General features: G+C 36.4%; 27 protein-coding genes. 11 read left to right on the top strand and 16 right to left on the bottom strand.

What is annotated here, in order from left to right; genetic code table 11:
- Positions 1–38: 38 nt before the first annotated feature.
- Positions 39–392, top strand: coding sequence for a hypothetical protein (locus BMW42_RS02725; RefSeq protein ID WP_143047393.1), 354 nt, complete (start codon positions 39–41; stop codon positions 390–392).
- A gap of 43 nt (positions 393–435) precedes the next feature.
- On the opposite strand, the gene BMW42_RS02720 is transcribed toward BMW42_RS02725, so the two are convergent.
- Both BMW42_RS02720 and BMW42_RS02715 read right to left on the bottom strand, forming a co-directional pair.
- Entirely contained in the window at positions 436–912 is a 477-nt protein-coding gene (locus BMW42_RS02720) for a hypothetical protein (RefSeq protein ID WP_092766324.1), read from the bottom strand.
- A gap of 148 nt (positions 913–1,060) precedes the next feature.
- On the bottom strand, positions 1,061–1,609 hold the full coding sequence (locus BMW42_RS02715) for a hypothetical protein (RefSeq protein WP_092766323.1): 549 nt from the start codon (positions 1,607–1,609) through the stop codon (positions 1,061–1,063).
- A gap of 270 nt (positions 1,610–1,879) precedes the next feature.
- Between BMW42_RS02715 and BMW42_RS02710 the strand changes: the two genes are divergently transcribed.
- Both BMW42_RS02710 and BMW42_RS02705 read left to right on the top strand, forming a co-directional pair.
- Complete coding sequence (locus BMW42_RS02710; RefSeq protein WP_035270711.1) at positions 1,880–2,113, top strand: hypothetical protein; 234 nt, start codon at positions 1,880–1,882, stop codon at positions 2,111–2,113.
- A gap of 94 nt (positions 2,114–2,207) precedes the next feature.
- Positions 2,208–3,374: an MFS transporter gene (locus BMW42_RS02705; protein WP_092766322.1), complete on the top strand. Its 1,167-nt coding sequence runs from the start codon at positions 2,208–2,210 to the stop codon at positions 3,372–3,374.
- Positions 3,375–3,378: 4 nt separating this feature from the next.
- Here the strand turns inward: BMW42_RS02705 and BMW42_RS02700 are convergent, their stop codons facing one another.
- Entirely contained in the window at positions 3,379–4,845 is a 1,467-nt protein-coding gene (locus tag BMW42_RS02700; RefSeq protein ID WP_035270707.1) for a GGDEF domain-containing protein, read from the bottom strand.
- A 252-nt stretch (positions 4,846–5,097) separates the two neighbouring features.
- Here BMW42_RS02700 and BMW42_RS02695 point away from each other — a divergent pair, with 252 nt between their 5' ends.
- Positions 5,098–5,580 carry a hypothetical protein gene (locus tag BMW42_RS02695; protein WP_035270703.1) on the top strand — a complete coding sequence of 161 codons (483 nt, stop codon included), beginning with the start codon at positions 5,098–5,100 and terminating at the stop codon, positions 5,578–5,580.
- An 83-nt stretch (positions 5,581–5,663) separates the two neighbouring features.
- Here BMW42_RS02695 and accC read toward each other — a convergent pair whose 3' ends face one another.
- From accC to BMW42_RS02670, 5 genes are all read right to left on the bottom strand, one after another.
- Entirely contained in the window at positions 5,664–7,028 is a 1,365-nt protein-coding gene (gene accC / locus BMW42_RS02690) for an acetyl-CoA carboxylase biotin carboxylase subunit (RefSeq protein WP_035267832.1), read from the bottom strand.
- 15 nt (positions 7,029–7,043) lie between these two features.
- Entirely contained in the window at positions 7,044–7,463 is a 420-nt protein-coding gene (gene accB, locus BMW42_RS02685; RefSeq protein WP_092766321.1) for an acetyl-CoA carboxylase biotin carboxyl carrier protein, read from the bottom strand.
- 18 nt (positions 7,464–7,481) lie between these two features.
- Positions 7,482–7,937 (bottom strand): type II 3-dehydroquinate dehydratase, encoded by a 456-nt coding sequence (gene aroQ / locus BMW42_RS02680; protein WP_035267826.1) that lies wholly within the window; start codon positions 7,935–7,937, stop codon positions 7,482–7,484.
- A 237-nt stretch (positions 7,938–8,174) separates the two neighbouring features.
- Positions 8,175–9,506, bottom strand: coding sequence for a Y-family DNA polymerase (locus tag BMW42_RS02675; protein WP_092766320.1), 1,332 nt, complete (start codon positions 9,504–9,506; stop codon positions 8,175–8,177).
- Positions 9,507–9,534: 28 nt separating this feature from the next.
- Positions 9,535–10,152 carry a LexA family protein gene (locus BMW42_RS02670; protein WP_092766319.1) on the bottom strand — a complete coding sequence of 206 codons (618 nt, stop codon included), beginning with the start codon at positions 10,150–10,152 and terminating at the stop codon, positions 9,535–9,537.
- A gap of 151 nt (positions 10,153–10,303) precedes the next feature.
- On the opposite strand from BMW42_RS02670, the gene BMW42_RS02665 reads away from it, so the two are divergent.
- Both BMW42_RS02665 and BMW42_RS02660 read left to right on the top strand, forming a co-directional pair.
- Entirely contained in the window at positions 10,304–10,654 is a 351-nt protein-coding gene (locus BMW42_RS02665) for an immunity protein Imm33 domain-containing protein (RefSeq protein WP_035267817.1), read from the top strand.
- Positions 10,654–11,025, top strand: coding sequence for a hypothetical protein (locus tag BMW42_RS02660; protein ID WP_051586583.1), 372 nt, complete (start codon positions 10,654–10,656; stop codon positions 11,023–11,025). Before BMW42_RS02665 ends, BMW42_RS02660 begins: the two co-directional genes overlap by 1 nt.
- 246 nt (positions 11,026–11,271) lie before the next feature.
- On the opposite strand, the gene BMW42_RS02655 is transcribed toward BMW42_RS02660, so the two are convergent.
- Genes BMW42_RS02655 through tusD form a run of 4 tightly spaced genes read right to left on the bottom strand, consistent with a single transcriptional unit; the run spans position 11,272 to position 12,691 of the window.
- Positions 11,272–11,595, bottom strand: coding sequence for a TusE/DsrC/DsvC family sulfur relay protein (locus BMW42_RS02655; RefSeq protein ID WP_035267814.1), 324 nt, complete (start codon positions 11,593–11,595; stop codon positions 11,272–11,274).
- Between the two features lie 27 nt (positions 11,596–11,622).
- Positions 11,623–11,922 (bottom strand): DsrH/TusB family sulfur metabolism protein, encoded by a 300-nt coding sequence (locus tag BMW42_RS02650; protein ID WP_035267811.1) that lies wholly within the window; start codon positions 11,920–11,922, stop codon positions 11,623–11,625.
- Positions 11,923–11,927: 5 nt separating this feature from the next.
- Complete coding sequence (locus BMW42_RS02645; protein WP_035267809.1) at positions 11,928–12,278, bottom strand: hypothetical protein; 351 nt, start codon at positions 12,276–12,278, stop codon at positions 11,928–11,930.
- Positions 12,279–12,322: 44 nt separating this feature from the next.
- Positions 12,323–12,691 carry a sulfurtransferase complex subunit TusD gene (gene tusD / locus BMW42_RS02640; RefSeq protein WP_035267807.1) on the bottom strand — a complete coding sequence of 123 codons (369 nt, stop codon included), beginning with the start codon at positions 12,689–12,691 and terminating at the stop codon, positions 12,323–12,325.
- Positions 12,692–12,762: 71 nt separating this feature from the next.
- On the opposite strand from tusD, the gene BMW42_RS02635 reads away from it, so the two are divergent.
- The 5 genes from BMW42_RS02635 to BMW42_RS02615 all read left to right on the top strand — a co-directional run bounded on the left by BMW42_RS02635 (position 12,763) and on the right by BMW42_RS02615 (position 17,941).
- Complete coding sequence (locus BMW42_RS02635) at positions 12,763–13,764, top strand: NAD-dependent epimerase/dehydratase family protein (RefSeq protein WP_092766318.1); 1,002 nt, start codon at positions 12,763–12,765, stop codon at positions 13,762–13,764.
- A gap of 110 nt (positions 13,765–13,874) precedes the next feature.
- Positions 13,875–15,269, top strand: coding sequence for a class II fumarate hydratase (gene fumC / locus BMW42_RS02630; protein ID WP_092766317.1), 1,395 nt, complete (start codon positions 13,875–13,877; stop codon positions 15,267–15,269).
- A 252-nt stretch (positions 15,270–15,521) separates the two neighbouring features.
- Positions 15,522–16,460, top strand: a complete 939-nt coding sequence (locus BMW42_RS02625) for a DUF4760 domain-containing protein (protein ID WP_143047392.1) — start codon at positions 15,522–15,524, stop codon at positions 16,458–16,460.
- A 142-nt stretch (positions 16,461–16,602) separates the two neighbouring features.
- Complete coding sequence (locus BMW42_RS02620) at positions 16,603–17,094, top strand: hypothetical protein (protein ID WP_035267803.1); 492 nt, start codon at positions 16,603–16,605, stop codon at positions 17,092–17,094.
- Between the two features lie 244 nt (positions 17,095–17,338).
- A complete protein-coding gene (locus BMW42_RS02615; protein ID WP_092766315.1) occupies positions 17,339–17,941 on the top strand; it encodes a nitroreductase family protein in 603 nt (200 codons plus the stop codon).
- Positions 17,942–17,990: 49 nt separating this feature from the next.
- Here BMW42_RS02615 and BMW42_RS02610 read toward each other — a convergent pair whose 3' ends face one another.
- The 4 genes from BMW42_RS02610 to BMW42_RS02595 form a co-directional block, all read right to left on the bottom strand.
- The gene (locus BMW42_RS02610) at positions 17,991–19,199 is read right to left on the bottom strand and encodes an MFS transporter (protein WP_092766314.1); all 1,209 of its coding nucleotides are present in this window, start codon (positions 19,197–19,199) and stop codon (positions 17,991–17,993) included.
- Entirely contained in the window at positions 19,196–19,645 is a 450-nt protein-coding gene (locus BMW42_RS02605; protein WP_092766313.1) for a MarR family winged helix-turn-helix transcriptional regulator, read from the bottom strand. Before BMW42_RS02605 ends, BMW42_RS02610 begins: the two co-directional genes overlap by 4 nt.
- A 100-nt stretch (positions 19,646–19,745) precedes the next feature.
- Positions 19,746–20,300: a thermonuclease family protein gene (locus tag BMW42_RS02600; RefSeq protein WP_092766312.1), complete on the bottom strand. Its 555-nt coding sequence runs from the start codon at positions 20,298–20,300 to the stop codon at positions 19,746–19,748.
- A gap of 140 nt (positions 20,301–20,440) precedes the next feature.
- On the bottom strand, positions 20,441–21,355 hold the full coding sequence (locus BMW42_RS02595; protein WP_092766311.1) for a LysR family transcriptional regulator: 915 nt from the start codon (positions 21,353–21,355) through the stop codon (positions 20,441–20,443).
- Positions 21,356–21,373: the final 18 nt, after the last annotated feature.

The raw sequence follows: 21,373 nt of genomic DNA, 5'->3' as shown, positions 1-21,373 counted from the left end.
TTTTAAAATTGCAATTGAACGTTTTATGGGGAATTCAATTGAAAATAAGGATATTGGTTGGGGCGATGGTCTTATGCGGATTATCGTATAGTTATGCGAATGGCTTAACACAATCTCAGTTTGATATTGAAGTGAAGTCAATTTATAACGAAATTGAAGCGAGTCAAATTCGATTACATCAATCGGTCGATAGTAAGCAGAATATTTCGTTGATCATTCAAAGAGCTTGTGAATATGCAGATGCATTAAATGCTTTAGAGCGAATAGCACAAAAGAATATTCATATGGCTAAAGCAAAAGAAGAAGCATTATTTGCAAAAAAAATGAGAAATTCTTTTGAGTTATCATTCCAAGATTTAGGAACAAGTTATCAAAAAAGTTGTAAGCCTTAAAAAAAGCCAGTTCAACGAACTGGCTTTTTAGTGAATAATTCATTTATTCGATAGTTTGACCTGTATAACCTTTGATAAATGTTAAGTAAGCAGAAGACTTCTGACCGTCAGCTTGCAGGATGGGACGAGTCACTTCGCCGTTAGCTGTCACGATTTTTAGATCAATTTGTTTTGCGTCTCTAAATGAGTTTAAAAAACTTACAGGAACGACAATAAAATTAGATGAATTCGTTACACCAGCTGCAGTTGCATATTGGGTTGGTTGAATTGTTGAATAGACATAAGGCTGACCATCAACAATAAAGTTCAATTGTTTTATATCGTGCTGTATAGTGTCATTTACATCTGCAGTTATTTTAAAACCATTACGCTTTTCATCATTCCAACGGAGTGCAAGCTCAGGGCAAATTTCATCAGTAGCACAGATGAGAGGTCCTTTGGTTACAACACGTTCTGGATAACTTCCTGCACAACCTGTTAATGCAACCAATGCTGAAATAAGCGCTAGTTTGATTTTCATGATTTTACCTATTGTCTTGTTTATTATAACTGTGTACACAATTTGTTAAATCTAACGAAAAATTCTAAAAAATGAAATGCCTAGCAGTCTAATAACACGTTGCAGTTTTGTATCGATGATTAAAAAAAGACCCATAGTGGGTCTTTTTTTACTTTTGCTTAAATTGTTGGTAGCCACTTTTAAATGTTTGATAGGCAAATGATGCATGCCCATCTTTTAAAATGCTATGCGTAATAGCACCTTGATCTGTCACTACAGCAATATCGATAGATTTAGACTGATCAAACATAACGACAAAATTCATTGGTACATCAATGTAATTTGAAGAGTTAATGAGATCGGAATTGTTGACTGATCGTGTATTGGTTTGAGTTAAAGTTGTGTAAGGATAAGTTTGACCATCTAGCGTGAAAATCACTTGCTTGATATCAAAAGATTTTCGATCAAATAGATTGGTATGTACTCTAAATAAATTATTGCTCTGCTGTTTCCAATCAAATGTTAACTCAGTACATGGTTTTGATGGTTCACAAATCACCTGACCACGTGTTTCAATTCGCTTGGCATTTTCTGAAGGTTTAAAATCAATAACATTAGATGCATAAGCTTTTGCAGAACTTGCATTTGGTTTATTGGATACAACGATACACCCACTCAGTGAAAGAGCAGTAAGAATAGATATAAATTGAACTTTCATTATTATCAACCAGTTAAATAGATGTTGTTTTTGTATATGCTAAATTTAGCATACAATCCATATAAATGTTAACCAGTTATCAAAAAATATATTTATTGTCGTGTTTTGCTATTTTTCTTTTTGTGATGCTTGTCAGGTTGCTTGAATTAAGTTTAAAGGTGGTAAAAAATAATTGATTGAGTCCTTTATGGTCAAACGTTTCTATTTTTGATTGAACACTTTTCAAAAGGTGATATAACTAAAAATAAAGCGTTAATAAAAGAGTATGAAATGAAAACGACTGTGAAATATGTGGTGCTGAAGAGCAAAGACTATCAATTGGGCACTCCATTGTTTGAAGAAACCATCGAGGCAGACTATGCGTATTTCGATTCAATTCCATCAGTCATTCAGTACCAGAATCATGAGTTTAAAGTGAAGTCAAAAGAACTTAATCGAAAGCAAATATTTGATGACTTTGAAGAATCACAAACAATCTTAGTTAAAGTCATCGCACTGAATTAATTTAAAGGCAGCTTTGAGCTGCCTTTCTTATTCTCATCACTATTCATTATCTATTTTATAATATAGTTCTATTCGAAATTAGGCACGGTTCAATATGCACCAAACATTCCCAATCCAAAGTAGGTTAGGTGGATTCTACTTTTTCTACTATGCGATTGTCGGTACCTTCATGCCGTATTGGAGTCTATATCTGCAAGATCAGGAATTTAGCTTTTTAGAGATAGGGTGGCTTAGTGCAATTGCAATCATGACACGTTTTTTTGCGCCGTTTATTTGGGGGTTGGTGGCGGATAAAACGGGTAAAAGAATGCTATTGGTGCGAATCGCAACATGGATGGAAGCGAGTATATGGTTCCTCATTTTTATTATACCTAATAATTTTCAATCAATTGCTTTGTTAATGTTGATCTTCAGCTTTTTTCAAAATGCGATACTTGCTCAATTTGAAGGCGTTACATTATTTTGGTTAGGCGAAAAACGAAATGAACTTTATGGCAAAGTGAGAAAATGGGGATCGATTGGGTTTATTGTTGGTGTTTTCTTTATTGGTCTAATTCTTGAAATCATCGATATTCAGTATCTCCCGATTTTATTACTGAGTATTTCATTTCTAGCGTTCTTATGGTCATTTACAGTAAAAGAACCGAAGGGCGCACCAAAAGCCCAAAAAACACTTGAATCCATTATTCCAGTTTTAAAACAACCAGTTGTGAAAGCAATTTTCTTAATTGAGTTCATTATGTTGTTTGCTCAAGCACCATTCTATAGTTTTTATAGCAATTACTTACAGTCATCTGGATTTAGTACCACAGCAACAGGATTTCTTTGGTCAACAGGTGTTATTGCTGAAATCATGATGTTTGCCTATGCATCATTTTTTTTTAATCGTTTTACATGGCGTCAGTTGGTTGCGATCTGTTTATGGATGACTGGACTTAGGTTTTTGATTGTTGGTTTATTTCCTGAAAGTTTTGTTCTCCAATTTCTCTCCCAGACAATGCATGCATTCAGTTTCGGTTTATTTCACTTATTGGCGATGCGCATTATTTTTGAGTACTTTTCTGCTGGGCAGCAGGGTAGAGCTCAAGCTTTGTATAGTACGATGTGGGGCTTGGGTGTGGCATCTGGAAGCGTATTGGCAGGACAATATTGGGAGTTGATTTCTGGCAGCTATATTTTTATCATTGCAGGAGCTTCAACGTTGATTGGTTTCATATTTTTATCCGCTTTACCAAATTTCAAGCCCACTGAAGCAAGATAGTGACTTATGATGTTTGAGTAAATAGTAATTGCGGATCCACGCATAATCTATTTCGTCCTTCAGATTTCGCTTGATAAAGGGCAACATCTGCACGATTAATCAATTGTTGGAATGGGGTGCCAGACGGAAGTTGTTGATAACTTAAACCTATGCTTACACTAATATTGAGATGTTGATTTTGCCTGATCATAATCGGTGTTTCTGCCACGCGGTCGCATATACGCTGTGCGATTTTAATGCAGGCTGGTAGGTTACTATCTTTAATTAAGATGGCAAATTCTTCACCGCCAACTCTACCGAATAAATCATTTGATCTAATTTGAGATCTGACGATATTGCTAAAGTCTTTGAGAACAATATCACCTATTTCATGTCCATATTGATCATTAATTTTTTTAAAGTGGTCAATATCGAGTAGTAGAATAGACACGCTGTGAATATTGGATTTCGCCTCCCTATGAGTTGAGTCTATCGTCTTTTCGCTTTCTTCATAAAAATATCGGCGATTCATAGTCGTTGTTAAACTGTCATGGTTCGCTAAATATAATATTTGGTGATATAGCTTTTGGCGATTCAAACTAATAATTGATAATGTTAGTGGGCCTAAAGCCAGCATGAAAAGACCGATGCGAACAGACAGTGTTGTCGAAATAAATGCCTCTGGAGATTCTGTTAGATAATATGCACTTAAGCTGTTGTATAAGAACATACATACAAAGCAGTTGATGATTGCAACCAACAATAAATTGTAGGTTAATGCTGCCCAGATGAGTGCTCCGATCGGGAACATGATGGCGCCAGGGCCAATAAAAAAGTGAGTTAGAATTACAGATACAACGACAAATATGAAGGGTAAGACAAAGGGCAAACTTAAACGTTGATTTTTTTGATTTACAAAATATTGTTGAACTGTAGTTTTGTTTGGTAATGCGAGAACAATAGGTAAAAAAGCGACAAAGTTAAGAATTTCACCACTCCACCACATGCCAAAATCAACCCAAATACGGCTGAGTTCCATAAAGCTGTTAGGAACATAAGGGATGGTTAAAATCGCAAAGGTTGGGCTCGCTAGGCACCCGCCAAAAGCACTAATTAAAAATAAGTAAACAAATGTAAGACCTTTATTGAATTCTTGATAATTGATTTTTAATCGGTTCAGTAGGTATAAGGTCACTAATGGGTTTAGCAAGTTAGCAAGAGTTAACAACCAAGTAAGTTGTAAAGTGTTGCCAGTACCTAGGTCTGCAAGCATATACCCAGAAAAGGCCCCAAGCCAGCCACCAAGATTATTGAGATAACTAAATCTTAAAAAAAGACCAAGTAGTACGGCATTTGCAGGCCAGAAAATTGCAAGAAATGAGAGAGGTCGACCAAGTATTCCAGCCAAAGCACAAAGTGTAATGATCAGCATGACAATCAAAAAAGATTGTGCATTGTTTTTAATCAGCTCTGTTCGTATCCATATGGTCATACTTAACGTATATTCCCTTGCATAAAATCTTATATTTTTAAGCTTTCTGTGAGGTATAGAATGAATATTATTCTGATAAGAATATATTTTTGCACTAATAAATCAATAGATCGCATTAAACTGCTGATGATTTAAAGTTCATCAATAGGGAATTCATTTTCTTATATAAAATTGTTCTTATCACGTTAATTCTATGAGTTTTCTTGCTGAAATGTGCTAATTTAGTTCTAAACGTTGACCTATAGATGTTGTATGAAAAAAACAGTTTTTTTTGCACCTTTACTTTTATTAATGACGTCTTTTTCTTCTGCCGATCAAAATGTCCAAGCGCAAGCTAAAGGTGCTGATTTACAACAGCCTGAAAATAATATTCGAATCAACATGCGCCCAGAAATTTTAGGTTTATGGGGAATGGAAATTCCAAATAATAAAAAATGTGTTGAGTATTATAATTTCCGTGGTAACAATGAGGTGGTCGTGAATAGTGCTAAAGAGTGGTCGGTCGGTTTATTTGAGTATCAACCATCTCAAGACAGCTCTTCGGGCTTGTTGCCTACCTTGGTCATGCAAGTCAATTATGAGAACAACGAAAAAGACTGCTCTGGTAATCAAGTAGATCAGGCAGGAGATTTGTCTCAATATTTTGTAAAATGGGACAATCCGAATCAAATCAATTTCTGTGCATCTGAAAAGGGTGGACAATGTTTTGCAAAGCTTAATCGTATATTGCCTTAAGCTAAAATCTTTGCAGTCTATTCTTCAATAATAAAAAAGCCTCTTGAAAAAGAGGCTTTTTTATTCATCTTGTAAAGCTGTAATTACTCAGCTTCGCTATGTCCTTGTACCTGTTTCAACAAATGTTTCTCTAAGTAGTGAATATCCATAGCCTGTTCTGCAAAGTTCTTATCTTCAAGGATGAGATCTTTGTGTAGCGGAATATTGGTTTTGATTCCAGTTAAGATCATTTCATCTAAGGCTTGTTTCATACGAGCCAAAGCGGTTTCGCGATCTTTACCATGTGCGATTAATTTAGCAATCATCGAATCATAGTAAGGTGGAATGCTATAACCTGGATAGATATGAGAATCTAAACGGATGCCTGCACCACCTGGTGTGTAGAATTGCTCGATTTTACCTGGTGATGGAAGGAAGGTGGTTGGATCTTCTGCATTAATACGGCATTCAATTGCATGACCGTGTACTTTGATTTGATCTTGTTCTAGATTTAAACCAAGACCAGCGGCTACACGAAGCTGTTGTTCAATAATATCGACACCCGTTACCATTTCAGTCACAGGATGTTCTACTTGAACACGTGTATTCATCTCAATAAAGAAGAACTCACCATCTTCAAATAAGAATTCGAACGTGCCTGCGCCACGATACTGCATTAATTCGCATGCTTTTACGCAAGCTGCTAAAATTTCAGCACGAGCTTCTTCTGGAAGGTTCGGAGCAGGAGCTTCCTCAAGAACTTTTTGATGACGACGTTGTAATGAACAGTCACGATCATATAAATGTACGGCGTGACCATTACCATCGCCAATCACCTGTACTTCAACATGGCGTGGCTTTTGAAGGAAACGTTCCATGTAAACCGTATCATCACCGAACCACATTTCAGCATCACGTTGAGCTGCTTGTACAGACTCCAACAGTGTATCAACACGTTCAACAATTCGCATACCGCGACCGCCACCACCAGCAGCAGCTTTAACGATAAGTGGGAAGCCAATCTCTTTTGCTTCGGCCAAGGCATTGTTTGGTGTTACAGCATGAGCTGAACCTGGAACGGTTGGTACACCAGCTTTACGCATCGCCATAATCGCTGACACTTTATTCCCCATAAGGCGAATATGTTCAGGACGTGGACCAATAAAGATAAAACCAGAACTTTCTACAATCTCAGCAAATTCAGCATTTTCTGATAAAAAGCCATAACCTGGATGAATTGCATCTGCACCAGTCACTTCCGCTGCTGTAATAATTGCAGGAATATTTAGATAACTTTCGCTACTTGCACCAGGACCAATACAAACGGCTTCATCAACAAAGCGTAAATGCATGAGATCTTTATCGGCATCCGAGTAGATACCGACTGTTTTAATACCGAGTGTTTTGCAAGCACGTGTAATACGCAGTGCAATTTCACCTCGGTTGGCAATGAGAACTTTTTGCAACATACCAACCCCCAACGATTACGCGCGGTAGCGGAATAAAGGTTGACCGAATTGGATTACATCACCATTTTTAACTAAAATTTCTTCAATCACACCACTTTGAGTTGCCTCAATTGGGTTCATGATTTTCATTGCTTCAATAATTCCAAGCGTTTCGCCTGCTGAAACAGTTTGTCCTACATTTACAAATGGTGCTTCGCCTGGACTTGGTGCAGCATAGAACACGCCAACCATTGGTGAGGTTTCAACAGCACCACGAGAAGCTGGTTTCACAACTGGAGCTTCTGGCACAGCAGATTGTATTGGTGCAACACCAGCGGCTACGATAGGATTACGACGCGCTAAAGCAATGGATTGATCACCTTCTTTTACTTCAATAGATTGAAGATCCGATTCAATCATTAAGTCGATGAGCTTTTTAATTTTGCGAATATCCATGAATTCGTATTCCTAAGGTTAAAGATGTGTAGAAGTTTGAATTTTTTGCACGGCATGAGTTAATGCAAATGAATAACCCTGTGCGCCTAGTCCACAAATGACACCGACAGCTTTATCTGAGAGATAAGAGTGGTGTCTAAATGCTTCACGTGCGTGAACATTTGAAAGGTGAACTTCAATAAATGGGATCGCAACACCTAATAGGGCATCACGTACTGCTACTGAGGTGTGGGTCAGTGCAGCAGGATTGATGATGATAAATTTTATACCATCAATTTGGGCTTGATGAATTCGGTCGACAATGGCACCTTCCCAATTGCTTTGGAAGGTTTCAAGTTGAATTGAACTTTCTTGAGCTTGCTGTATGAGTTGATGATTGATATCGTCTAAAGTTAAATGTCCGTAAACTTCAGGTTCTCGCTTTCCTAGCAAATTTAAATTTGGTCCATGTATGACCAAAATGGTCGAACTCATGAAGACAGCTCCAATATGAAAGTTGCAATATAACCTTGCAAGATGTCTGCAAAGTTTGCATATTATGGCATGTTTTTAAGCTTTTTCATTTATATTTTGTTTCAAAAATAGCAAAAAAACAATGTCGTCAATGAGCTGTATTTTGAGAACTTTGCAGTCAATTGGCAATGTTAAAAAATTACATTTTTCTTTTAATTCTTCGAGTCTGCTATTTTAAACCGAATTGACCAAAAGTATTCATTTGTTTTGTGTAACCGCCATATGTGAGTCATCAATAGTCAGCATTTCTGACCATGAGGTGGTATAGCGTGGAGAGTGGTGCAATTGCTTCATTTTCCATTGTTGTTGATTGGTATGATAGCCCACTTGAATACAATGCTTTCCAAAGCGGTTTTTCATAGCGCCAAGTGTTGTCATGAGTGAATCTCGCTGCTGGATTAAATCATGAGGCTGCCAAAGGTCATGTGTATGTGTTTTTTTAGCACTCAAAGCAGAAAACATGACGGAAACTTTTACATAACGTATATTTTCTTTAAATAAAACATCAATTTGCTGTTGTGCTGCATGGGTCAGGATTAATAAATCATCCGTCGGATATTCCAAACCAATTACATGAGAATGTGATTTCTTGAATGGTTTTACTGGAATTTTTTCATAAAGAGACACATGGACACAGGCGTATAATTGTTCTTGCTTGGTTAAACGCTCATGAGCCCGACTTAAATGAAAAATCATGGCTTGCTTGATTAATGCTTTATCCTTTAATGCTGATGCAAAACTTCGTGATGCTAAGATTCGTTTAGACGGTAAATCAGGATCTTCTAGTGAAATACAGGACTGACCTTTTAGCTCACGAATGGTACGCCCCATGAGCACTGAAAACTGCTTCATCAAATAGTGTTCATTGGCAAAAGTTAAGTCATAGCAATTATAAATACCGTAACTTTCAAGTTGTTTACTAATTTTTCGACCTACGCCCCAAATTTCCGATACTGAGGTTTCTATAAGTAATTGATCAAAACTGCATGGATCCAAATCCAATAAAGAACACACTCGGTTAAAACCAGAACGTTTTTTGGCAAAGTGATTGGCGAGTTTAGCTTGTGTTTTACTGTAACCAATCCCGATACAACAAGGTAAACCGATCCATTGTTGAATACGGTCGACTAATTCTCGACAAAATTTTTCTAAATCAAAAAGACTTTGATAATGTGTTAGGCGAATAAAACATTCATCAATTGAATAGGGCTCTAGATCTGAATCTGCATGAAAGTGTTGCTCTAAAATAGTGAAAAAGCGACTAGACATATCGCCGTAGAGGGCATAGTTGCTTGAAAATACTTTAACACCAGCCTTAAGCATATCTTTTTCAATTTCATACCATGGCACGGCCATGCCAATATTGAGAGCTTTCGCTTCCTCACTACGAGATACGACACAACCATCGTTATTACTTAAAACAACGACCGGTTGACCATTTAAACTTGGATTAAATACACGCTCACAACTGACATAGCAGTTATTAATATCAATGAGCGCAAAAATCTCTTGATGATAAATATTTTGCATAGGAGTAGGGTGAACTGCTTAGATCAATTTATTTCAGTTTTTTTAAAATACAAGTCACTACACCCCAGACCATGATTTGTTCTTCGCTACGAGGATAGATGTCAGGGTAGTCTGGATTCTCGGCTTTTAACCATAAAAGGATCGTTCCATCATTTTGTTTTTCTAACATTAATCTTTTTACTGTGAATTCATTATTAATCAACGCCAAGACGATATCACCATGTTCTGCATTCAAACTCCGGTCAATCAAGATTTGATCACCAACTTCAATCCCTGCATTTTTCATTGATAACGAATTTACGCGTAGTATAAAAGTAGAAGCTACGTTGTGAACCAAGTATTCATTTAGATCAATATGTCCTTCTACATAATCTTGTGCTGGGGAAGGGAAGCCTGCTGCCACAGATTCAATAGGATAGGCGATTTTTAAACGTGTTCTAAATTGGATCGGTGAAATTTCAATTTGTTGATTGAAATCATCTTCAGGTCGTATTTTTAACCATTCTTTAATTTGAATCACTTTTGATTCAGGAACACGCATTACTACTGTTTTTTCTGAAAACTGTGATTTTCGACCTGCATTGACACGTTTACCACCATGTTGAGAAGCGGTATTTGTTGCTGAAATATTCGAATTGCTGCTCATATGAAATTCCCCCATTTAATCTTGAATATGTAACAAAATCAAAATAGCAAAAAAAACATTGTAAAAACAGATTGTTTCGTCGGATTGATTGTGCTTATACGACACTATGCTTAAAATTAGGTCTGAATTTATGATGAAAATGGAATCATCCATGTTGCAAGATTTTATTGAAGAGCAAAAATTAGTCTGTGAGGAGTTTGATTCTGCTTACATCAAAGTGAATGAAGATGATGTTGTTGCTGTGGCTAAGCATACTTTAGATCAAGAGCCAATCGTCGGTTTGCGTAATAAGCCTGAACCTGGTGAGAAAGTGGCATGGTTTATTTATGGCGGTGAATTAGGCGAGGGCGAAGATTTTTTTGAGACGATGACGGTGAAAGAGCTTGAAGAAATTTTACCCGACGCAATTCCATTTCTTGCATTGGAAACAGGTTTCCGTTTTATGATTGATCGAGATGATTATGAGGATGTTTGGAAAGCTGAGCCTGATTTAGGAATCTAATGCGCATGTTATGGGTGAGGTTGATTTTTGTAGGTTTAAGTTTTTTTGTATCACAACAGGTTGTAGCGAATGATTTGATTGATGCACAACAGATGGTGTATCAGCAAAAACTAGATCATGAAATGCAGCTGATCGAACAAACCAAGCAGATTTTAGATGATGAACACAGTACAGCCACAGCGATGGAGCAACAACTTGCTTTATGCGGAAGGTTAAAGGCCTATCAAAACATTGTTGGTTTAGCAGACCAGTTCATTCAAGTTGAACAAGCACATGTAATGAAACGTATTGCGCAATTTTATTTAAATCAGCAATCTACGAGTTTTCAACAATCGGGCATGACAATTGATGATTGGTGTAGCGCAAACTAGCAAATTTGTCAGATATTGATATGAATTTGGACTGAATTGATAACTCGAACTTTATTATAATTTTTTGCGTTGAGTTGACGTATTCCAATTTCCCTGATTGACACGCGACATCTTAACCATCATTAGTCTAGGTGATGTCTAAACCCGCTGCATAGCGGGTTTTTTAATGTCTATTTCACTGATTAATTCATTTTTAAAGCTACGAACTGACTCGATATGCTATGTAAATCAAAAAGTAGTTTTGGTTTACAGACAATTGGCAGGCTTTGGTATTCCGGCTAATCGACTTAGATGGCGAGCAACTAGGCCTGTTTTAAACTTTTCTTGCAATACTGCATTATCAATGTCAGCGCTGACGTGTTTCATTAAAAATTTGATTAAGGGACGAGTTGCAGGAGAATGACCAAATTGAGCGTAGAACTGACGCACCGCATGCAATACTTCGAAATGCCAAGCTGTTAGCTCAAGCTCGAGCGTATTCGCGAGTACTTGCGCTACATTTTCATTCCAAATGGTATAGTCAACTAAATGACCATCTTGATCGAGTTCAAGGGATAATTCAGTGGTCATGGTAAAACCTAAGTCAATAAATTTGTTTTATTTAAGGCTAATACAGCGTGTAAAGCCCAGAATGATATCTGCAAAAGTGGTGTAATCAATCACTTCAATTTGAAAATACTCGCCGTTCAATAGATGCGAAGGTAATAACTCAGCATCTCGATCTAAAACGTAGACCTTGTTTTGAATCGTAAGTACAGATGGTGTAAACAATGCCAACACCGCATCCCCCATAAGCACTAAAGCATCATTGGTATCCAGTGTTTTTTGAACCTGTTGAATACAATGTTCAGTATTTGCAAATTGAGATTGTATTAAATAAAGCGTTTTATCGGTCATATGAGTTACCAATACAGTACATGGTCAAAGCTTTGAATTAACTCTTTATTAAATTCAATAAATTTAATTTCATGCGTAGTATGTTGAACAAAGGGATTATCTTGTTGATTGGATTCAACCAAAATAGGGCTTAGATCATAAAACTCAAAGCTATCGACGAGGTTGGAAGCCAGTTTAAACGCATGTTTAATGGGTTCGAAGCTTAATTCGGAACGGAGTAAACTTAAGGCTGCGCCTTGCAATAAAACTTTTACTTCAGCGCCAAAAGTTGCTAAAACCATGGTTGCAGAAAGGCTCTCATGAACTTGTAGCGAGTTGAGATTTGATTGGGTTAATATAACCAGTACAGATTTCACACAATTTACCTTTCAATTGCAACAATCAATGAAAAATGAATAATTTAGAATTGAACTAGACGTGCTGAAGATGAGACAGCATCTGCCAATTCACCGAGTCCTACCAGCTGAAAACCTTCAGCCAGATTATGGGACTCAATGTGATGGCGTTGAGCATTTTCAGCATCAGTGATTCCACGTGCTAGGGCAGCACTTACGCAAACAGGAAGTTTGATATTTAATTTTTGCCACTCTTGTGTGAGACTTCTTTGATCATCTGGCGACCACTGTAAGTTGTTTGCAACTTGAACGCCGTCTTGATAAAAGAAAACTCGAAAAATTTCGCCTTTCGCTTGCAATGATTGTGCGAGTCCTAATGCATGCCAAGCATGGATTGAGCTAGGTGCCGAGGTAATTAGTAATAACGTACTCATTTAAAACTTCGCATAGGGTGATCAAACTGAAAATAGCTTGTTCAGGCTTTTAAACAAAAAGGTAGTATACAATGATTTTAGTGACAGGTGGATTAGGCTTTATAGGTTCACACGTTGTTTTAAGCTTATTGGCACATGGTCAAGAAGTTGTCATTGTAGATAATCTTGCCAATGCGAATTTACAAACGCTTGAACGTCTTGAATACATTTCTGGGATGTATGTACCTTTTGTAAAGCTAGATGTTAGAAATACGCCTGCTCTGAATAAAGTTTTTGAGCAGTACTCAATCCGTGCTGTTATACATACTGCAGGATTTAAGTCTTTAGAGGAGTCTCGCTTAAAACCGCTTGAATATTATAATGATAATGTCAGTTGCATTATGAGTCTGATGCGTGCAATGCAACGAACTGGTGTACGAACATTATTGCATCTTTCAAGTATGGCGGTTTATGGCACTTCGAGTTTGAATTTAAATGAAGAACATCCTCTCAATTTTGCCAATCCAAACCCTTATATTAAATCCCAGCAAATGATCGAAGAGATCATCCGTGATACCTCTAAAACGGACGAAGAATGGAGTATTGCGATCCTGAGACTAGCAAATGTAGCTGGTGCTTTTGAACATGGAGTTTTGGGTGAAGTGGTTGCCCCTTTACCTAAAAATATTTTGCCTTTGGTGTTACAAATCGCAGCCATGCAGCGCGATTCCATTCAATTACAACAGAATGCCAAGACAAAAGACCAAACGGTTGAACGAAGTTTTGTGCATGTCATTGATGTGTGCGAGGCAGTCATTGCAACTTTAAAGTGGTTATTTAATCAAAGATCAACGTGCGAAGCATTTGATATCGCAGGTCAGCCAACTTCAATTCAAAACTTGATTAATACGGTAGAAAAAGTGACTGAAACAAAAATTCGAATTGAGGAAACTGATTATGTTTTCCAAGAATTAGATCAAATTGGTTCGAATAGTTTAAAAGCATTTGAATTATTGAAATGGAAAGCACATCGATCACTAGAACAAATGATTGAAGATCAATGGCGATACTATCAAAGCACCTTTAATAATTAAAATGATAATCATTTACATTTATGGTTTTTTTGATTAGCATCAAATCAACGGTGGATGAATCCGAATCAAACATGATTCTTCCAAGGAATAGCGAAATATTTGAGGCTGATATGCAAACACGTATAGAACACGACACGATGGGTGATGTAGAAGTACCAAGTGATGCGATGTGGGGGGCTCAAACCCAGCGCAGTTTGCAAAATTTCAAAATTGGTGGTGAGCGACTTCCTCGTGCGATGATCCGTGGTATGGGGCTGGTCAAAAAAGCTGCTGCACTTACTAATGCTGAGTTAAATCAGATTCCTGCTGAATTGGCGAATTATATTGTGGGTGCTGCAGAAGAAGTGATTACGGGGCAATGGGACAGTCAATTTCCATTAGTGGTATGGCAAACAGGTTCTGGTACTCAAAGTAATATGAACTGTAATGAAGTCATTGCAAATATTGCGAATCAAAAACTGGGTAATCCGCTTGGAGCACAAAAACCCGTTCATCCAAATGATCATGTTAATCGAGCTCAATCTACAAATGATTCGTTTCCAACAGCGATTCATGTCGCTGCTAGTTTACAGATTAATGAGTTACTGATTCCAGCAGTTCAAGCTTTACGTGAAACTTTACATCAGAAGTCTAAAGAATTTTCAAATATCGTTAAGATTGGGCGTACACATTTACAAGATGCAACGCCGTTAACTTTAGGCCAGGAATTCAGTGGTTATGTATCCCAACTCGATCATGGATTAAAGCGTCTAGAGCAAGCTTTAGAAGGGTTATATGAATTGCCATTAGGAGGTACAGCTGTAGGGACAGGTCTAAATGCTCATCCTGATTATGCTATAAATGCAGCAAAGAAATTGGCTGAGCTTACGGGTTTACCTTTCGTGACTGCACCAAATAAATTTGAAGCACTAGCTGGACGTGATGCTGCAGTATTTGCTTCTGGCGCACTGAAAACACTTGCTGCGAGTTTAAATAAGATTGCCAATGATATTCGTTGGTTAGCGAGTGGTCCTCGTTGTGGTTTTGGGGAGATTCGTATTCCTGAAAATGAACCAGGTTCGAGTATTATGCCAGGTAAGGTGAATCCTACTCAAAGTGAAGCTATGACGATGGTTGTTGCGCAGGTTTTGGGTAATGACACGACGATTAATATCGCTGGTGCTTCAGGTAATTTTGAATTAAACGTTTTTATGCCGGTTATTGCTTATAATTTACTGCAATCAATTCAGCTGCTAGGTGATGCATGTAATAGCTTTAATGAGCATTGTGCTGTGGGGATTGAGCCGAACCAAGATAAGATTGATTATTTCTTGCATAACTCGTTGATGTTAGTGACTGCATTGAATCCTGTGATTGGTTATGAAAACGCGGCAAAAGTTGCTAAGACAGCATATAAGGAAGGTAAAACACTTAAACAAGTTGCTGTAGAGCTGAATTTAGTCACAGCTGAGCAGTTTGATGAAGTCGTTGTACCTGAGAATATGGTTTCACCTAATGTGAAGTGATTTTGATTTGGTGAATTTTATGATTTGAAAGTTGATAACATATATTGACAAGCAACTGTCTTTAATATATTGACCAATTATTCATTTCAGAATACTATTTATATAACGACCTTTCATACGTCACTTAAGGCTTTTACAAAGGAGACAATCATGAATAATTATAAAGCTCGTCTAATCCTTGAAGAAGGCTATGGATTAGGTTGAGACTCATTTAAATTTGTGTAATAAAGCATCCATTAGGGTGCTTTATTTTTGAGTAAAATAAAATTGAATTACTTTTATACTTATCTTTTGATTATTCCATATGTCACTGTAATTGCTTATTTTTATATTTATCGTAGAGATAATTTCTTTATTAAGATTAGAAGTAGTAATCAACTCCTTCTCATCTTAATTTTATTAGGTATCACGTTTGTAGAAATATTAATTTGGAAAAGTTTTTTTGAAGATTATAAATTTCTAAATTTTGATATAGAAAATACAGATGGGCAGTTTAAAACGACAGCATTAGTTACGGTTTTAGCAGCTATAGCTGCCGTTTTTGGTTGGATTTTTACTTCAAGGGTGCAAATTATAAACACTATAAGAAGTCATTCAGTACAAGTATTGATGAATAGTAGGAATTCTACTGCGTATATTGCTAAGGTTGATATTGCAACCAAAATAAGAAGGAATTTGGGGAAGGATCAAAACGTAGAGTCGAAAGATAAAGTGCAATTGACTAGAGAAAAATTTAATTCATTGGAAGATGAGGAAAAATCGGCTGTAACATATTTATTAAATTTTTTGGAATTTGTAGCAATTGGAATCAGACATAACAACTTAGATGAAGAATTAGTAAAAAGTAGTTTCAAATCAATACTTAAAGCTAATTACAACCTCTTCCAACCTGTAATTGAATATTTAAGAGAGATTGATAGTCCTAAAATTTACAATCAACTCGAAATTTTGCATAAAAGGTGGGAAGAGAACAAAGAACCAGAATGTATCAATTGTAAGCAAGGTATTGATGATGAAGTTCAGAATAGAAAGAAACATAAATTTAATAATCTTCGGAACATTACATTAACAATTTTAACGGGCTCAGGGTGGCTAATAATGATAGCTATCATGAGATTAATAGAGAAATTAACGAAATATTCGACGGAGGAAGATTTATTATGCGATAACTGTAAAACATTAAAAAAATAAGTAAAAACTTCATCACATAGTCATGTAATTATTATGAGATTGATTAACTCGTCACAATTGTTAAAATACACATTGCTTTTAATTGCTGTTGTATCAAAGTTCTTATCTTAGACTTAAGACAGCCAATCTACGGAAATTTTCAATGCTCGATATATATTTAACAGATGTTCAAAAAAATGTTCAATTTCAAGATTATCCAGGTGAACATCCTGTTAAATTTATTCTTAACTTTAAAAAAATCTTCCCAAGTATCATGGAATTACTACTTCCTGTTCTGCCTAAAGATGAAAATCTAGAAGACATGACGTGGGAATCAACAACAAAAGATTTTGAAACGTTCAAACTCCTACTGACAGGTTGGGGTGTTATTGAACTGCGTCTAAATGCCATTACACAATTCAAAAATCGTGAATTTGCAGATCAGCTAGTAAAAACTGCTCAACAAAAAAGAGCAAAGTTTTCTAAAGAACAACCTAAGCTCAGTACGGTAGATTTAGACTATTTGTTCATGCATGAAGTTCATACGGCGATTGATGCTGAATTAGTAGAGTTAGGTGAAAAATTCTATTTGCCAACCTTACGCTCCCTATGGAAAAACCAAGTATCGGCTCAGGTTCTTGAGGCTAAATTTTAAGCTTACATATGCCAAGAAAAGCCCTCTATCATGGAGGGCTTTTTACTATTGGGTAAAAAAAATACGAATAAAATCAAATCTTCGAATTAGGGTTCAAAATGGATAGATGTTGGTCTGATAAATGCTTAATGTAACACTACAACATATTTGATTTGTTGAATATTTAATCTTTGGTTAAGTATTTCTAATGAATTAAAGGTCAGAGTATCGTATTTCCCCGAGGAAATACCAAGGATTTCAGAAAATGTCGAATCAATTTTTAGATTTAATTCAAAAACGCCGTACGATTTATGCTTTAGGAAAAGCAGTTGAACAATCTCCTGAGTACTTAACAGATCTTATTCAGAATGCGATTAAACAAAGCCCATCATCTTTTAACTCTCAATCTTCACGTGCGGTGATTTTATTTAACGCTGAACATGAAAAGTTTTGGGGCTTTGTGAAAGAGAAGCTAAAGTCATATGCGAAGGACGAGGCGAGTGCAGCAAAAACTTCTGCAAAAATGGATAGCTTTGCTGCAGGCGTAGGCACTGTATTATTTTTCGAAGAAATGGATACGATCACTGACTTACAAGAGAAATATCCTTCGTATGCGGAAAACTTTCCAATTTGGGCGGAACATTCAACAGCAATGGCACAATTTGCGGTTTGGACAGCTTTGCATACAGAAGGTTTAGGTGCAAACCTTCAACATTATAATCCGATTGTAGATGATCAAGTCCAAACTGAATGGGCTATACCAGCTTCGTGGAAACTACGCGCACAATTGGTATTTGGATCTAAAGAAGGAGAGGCTTTCGATAAAGGCTATATTGACGACGCCGCACGTTTTAAAATGTTTAAATAAAATTTGGAAAAGCACTCATTGGAGTGCTTTTTTTAAACCCATAAATAGCCTAAGCAATATTCATATTTCGAAATTTTTTCCCATGTAATACATAATATAAGACAATGCAAAATAAAGTACCAATAGCACTATATAAATAGAGTTGTTGGTAACTGATCAAATCTAAAGCTAAACCTAAGAAATAAGGACCGAATCCTAAACCTGCATCTAAAAAGATAAAGTAAGTTGAGGTTGCAAATCCCATCCGTTCCAAACTAGTACTTTTTACTGCTATTGTTTGGCAAATTGATTGGATATTACCGTATCCTAAACCTAATAATCCTGCGCAAATCAACAAAAGACCCGAACTGTTAGCTTGGCTCAACAAGAAGAATGCAAGTGCCATAATGAGAAAGGCAGGATACATAATTATATTTTCGCCCTTCTTATCCATCAGTGGTCCCGTAATAGGACGAGAGAGCAGAATCGTCAACGCATAAATGAGAAAGAAAAATGATGCTGCTTCAACCAGATCAATTTCTTTGGCATAAAAATTAATAAACGATAGAACACCTGAATAGAAGAGGGAGCTTACCAACATGATCAGAGCAATGGGTAAGGCGCTCTTTTCAATATATTGAGATAGAAAACTATTTTGAGTATGGGCCTGATCAGGTATAGACGAAACCTGATGCAATTGAGGAACTTGAATAAATAATGCTGTAATTAAACATAAAACTGCAAGGATTGAAGATAGGGCAAAAATAATGTTGTAACTGACATGAAGCATTAGCCAGATTGCCAAAAATGGTCCAATTGCAGTTCCTAAAGTACTACTCATACTGTAGTAACCTATACCTTCACCACGACGGGTTGCGGGAATAATTTGAGCGATAATTGTGCCAAATACGGTGGAGGCAACCCCCATCATAAAGCCATGCAAGAATCGAACGATTAATAAAGTTCCAACCTCTAAATGGAGAAAATAAAAGCCTGAAAATATGAGAAATCCAGTGAGTCCGACCAGCATGGTGACTTTAGAACCGAATTTAACGAGGAATTTAGCCACCAATAAACGACCAATCAGTGTACCCACAATAAAAAGTCCTGATACTAAACCAGCCTGCGCCGTCGTCGCTCCAAGTTCTGCTATCGAAAATCCCACAATGACAATGACGAGAAGATAAAAAGTCAGTACCAATTGAAAGTTAATTAAACTGACCAGAATAAAGTTACGTGTCCAAAGAGGCTGATTAACTTGATTTGAGGAAGTACTCATAACTCCTCCACGATATTTAAGCTTTTATAATGCTCTAAAATAGACAAAAACAGTTGAAGTGTCTCAGCACTTTGAGCAATGTCTTCAGGATTTACTTGATTCAAAAACTGTTGTTCAAATTGATCAATCTGAATTGTACAAATTTGATAAAGATCTCTACCTTTTTCGGTTAATTGAATTAATTTTTGGCGTTTATCAGATGATTCTAAAAACTGAATAACATCTAATTTATGTAAAGTATTAATGCGTTTTGCAATTGATGGTTTAGAAACATTGAGTTCATGAGCCAAATCAATTGAAGTGATGGAGTCATGATCATAGATATGATAAATCAACTGCCACATTGAATAGTTCAGTTGGTATTGAGCCAAGATATCATTTAAACGGTCACTAAAGAGTCGCGCACTTCGCAGCAATACGACACGGAATTTGGGAGAGTTTTGCATATAGTTAACCAAGCTAACTAGTTTGTTGGCTTGAATTTACGCTCAATAATTAGACGAATCAAGCGTAATGCACTTATTGATAATCAGGGTACTGAAAATATTAGTTTTTTTGTTTTCTAAAAGTACTTGGTCGAATAGGACGGGTCCCGCGCCAGAGACCACGTTTATTGCGTTTTGCACTATCTTGTAGCGAGATCATATATTTTAATTGCTTTGGATCACGTATGTATTCTTCGTAAACCCACGCACCACCACGCCTCACTAATTCTTCATTCATATTCTTGCGATAGCGGTAGACCACACCCACGCAACGTCCATAACGATCAATATCCGTGATTTTTACACGAACAATTTTACCTTGAACCATTTTCTTAACTAAGCGTTGGGATTCAAGCCCGTAACTTTGATTAGATTCAGGCGCATCTACAAAAGCAAAACGTAATTTAGTTTTGGAACGTCTCAAATTCAAACGATGGCAGGAGAGGGTGTCACCATCACTCACCGCTGTAACACGACACCAATAAGTTTTTCCTTTTTTAAAAGGTTTAAATACTTGAAGAAGATAAATCCATATTTGTCTGAAGATAATAAGAAGTAACAAGCATAAAATTGCCCCAAGCCCAATGAGCCATGATGCAGAGAGTTGATCAAACATAGAAAATACAAGAGAAAACAAGCCTTAATATGATAAATCAACTCGAAGTGAGTGTTTGATTCAATATTGAACAGATGGTGTTCACACAGATTTTCAACTAAATAGCCTAAATTTTATCATCTATCACCGCCACAAATAGCCTAAGCAAAAATTTTATTAATTTCTGAAATTAAATATTCAAACTTTTGATGTGATGCTAATTGTGAATTCCAATAAATTCCCATTTTCATTAAAGGAAATTCAACAGGGAGTTCAGAAATTTTTAAATTTTGAGGTAATTTTAAATTTTTTAAAATACTAAAAGGTAAGGTTAACAATGTGTCAGGATACTCCTTCAAAATTTGTAGTGCTGTTGAGTAATGTTGACAGCGTAAAAAAATATCACGTTGAATATTCAACTTTTTAAAATGTAAATCTTCAATAAGCACACCAGAATGCCTTGATGAAACACCAATATGTTGGGCATGTTTGTATTGTTCTAAATTTTCGATGGTTGTCAAACCACATATGACAAAACGATCATTCACTAAAGGGTTAAAATAAATTTTCTCATCAACTTTCTGTTGAAGATCGACCACTAAATCAAGTTGCTGTGATAATAAATCTTTTGCCCAGTTAGTGCGATCTAACTTGATACTTTGAAACCGTGTCGCTAGTCCTAAATCACGAAAATGACGAATTAACTGCGGAAAAATTAAAGGCTCAATTTCATCATGAATTGCTATACGGATAGATTGAATCGTCAATGGGTCAAAAGATATATGATGAGTCGAGATATGCTGAATTGCGATTAATGTTTCTTTTATTCGCGGATAAATTTGATGTGAAAAGGGTGTCGCAACCATCTTTATACCACTTCGGATAAAAAGATCATCTTTCAATTGTAATCTTAATCGCTGTAAAGCATGACTGGCTGTAGATTGTGTAATACACATCAAATTTGCGGCTTTGCTGATACTTTGATGTTCGTATATCGCAATAAATAATGGATATAGATTGATATCAATGTGTGAAAAAGCGCTCAGATCCACAGATTCCTGATGAATTCTATTCATAAAGTAATATTTAAATAA

The sequence above is a fragment of the Acinetobacter sp. DSM 11652 genome (assembly GCF_900109815.1).
Lineage (GTDB): Bacteria > Pseudomonadota > Gammaproteobacteria > Pseudomonadales > Moraxellaceae > Acinetobacter.
The sequence above is the reverse complement of the archived record's forward strand: the minus strand, read 5'-3'. Positions and strand labels throughout refer to the sequence as shown.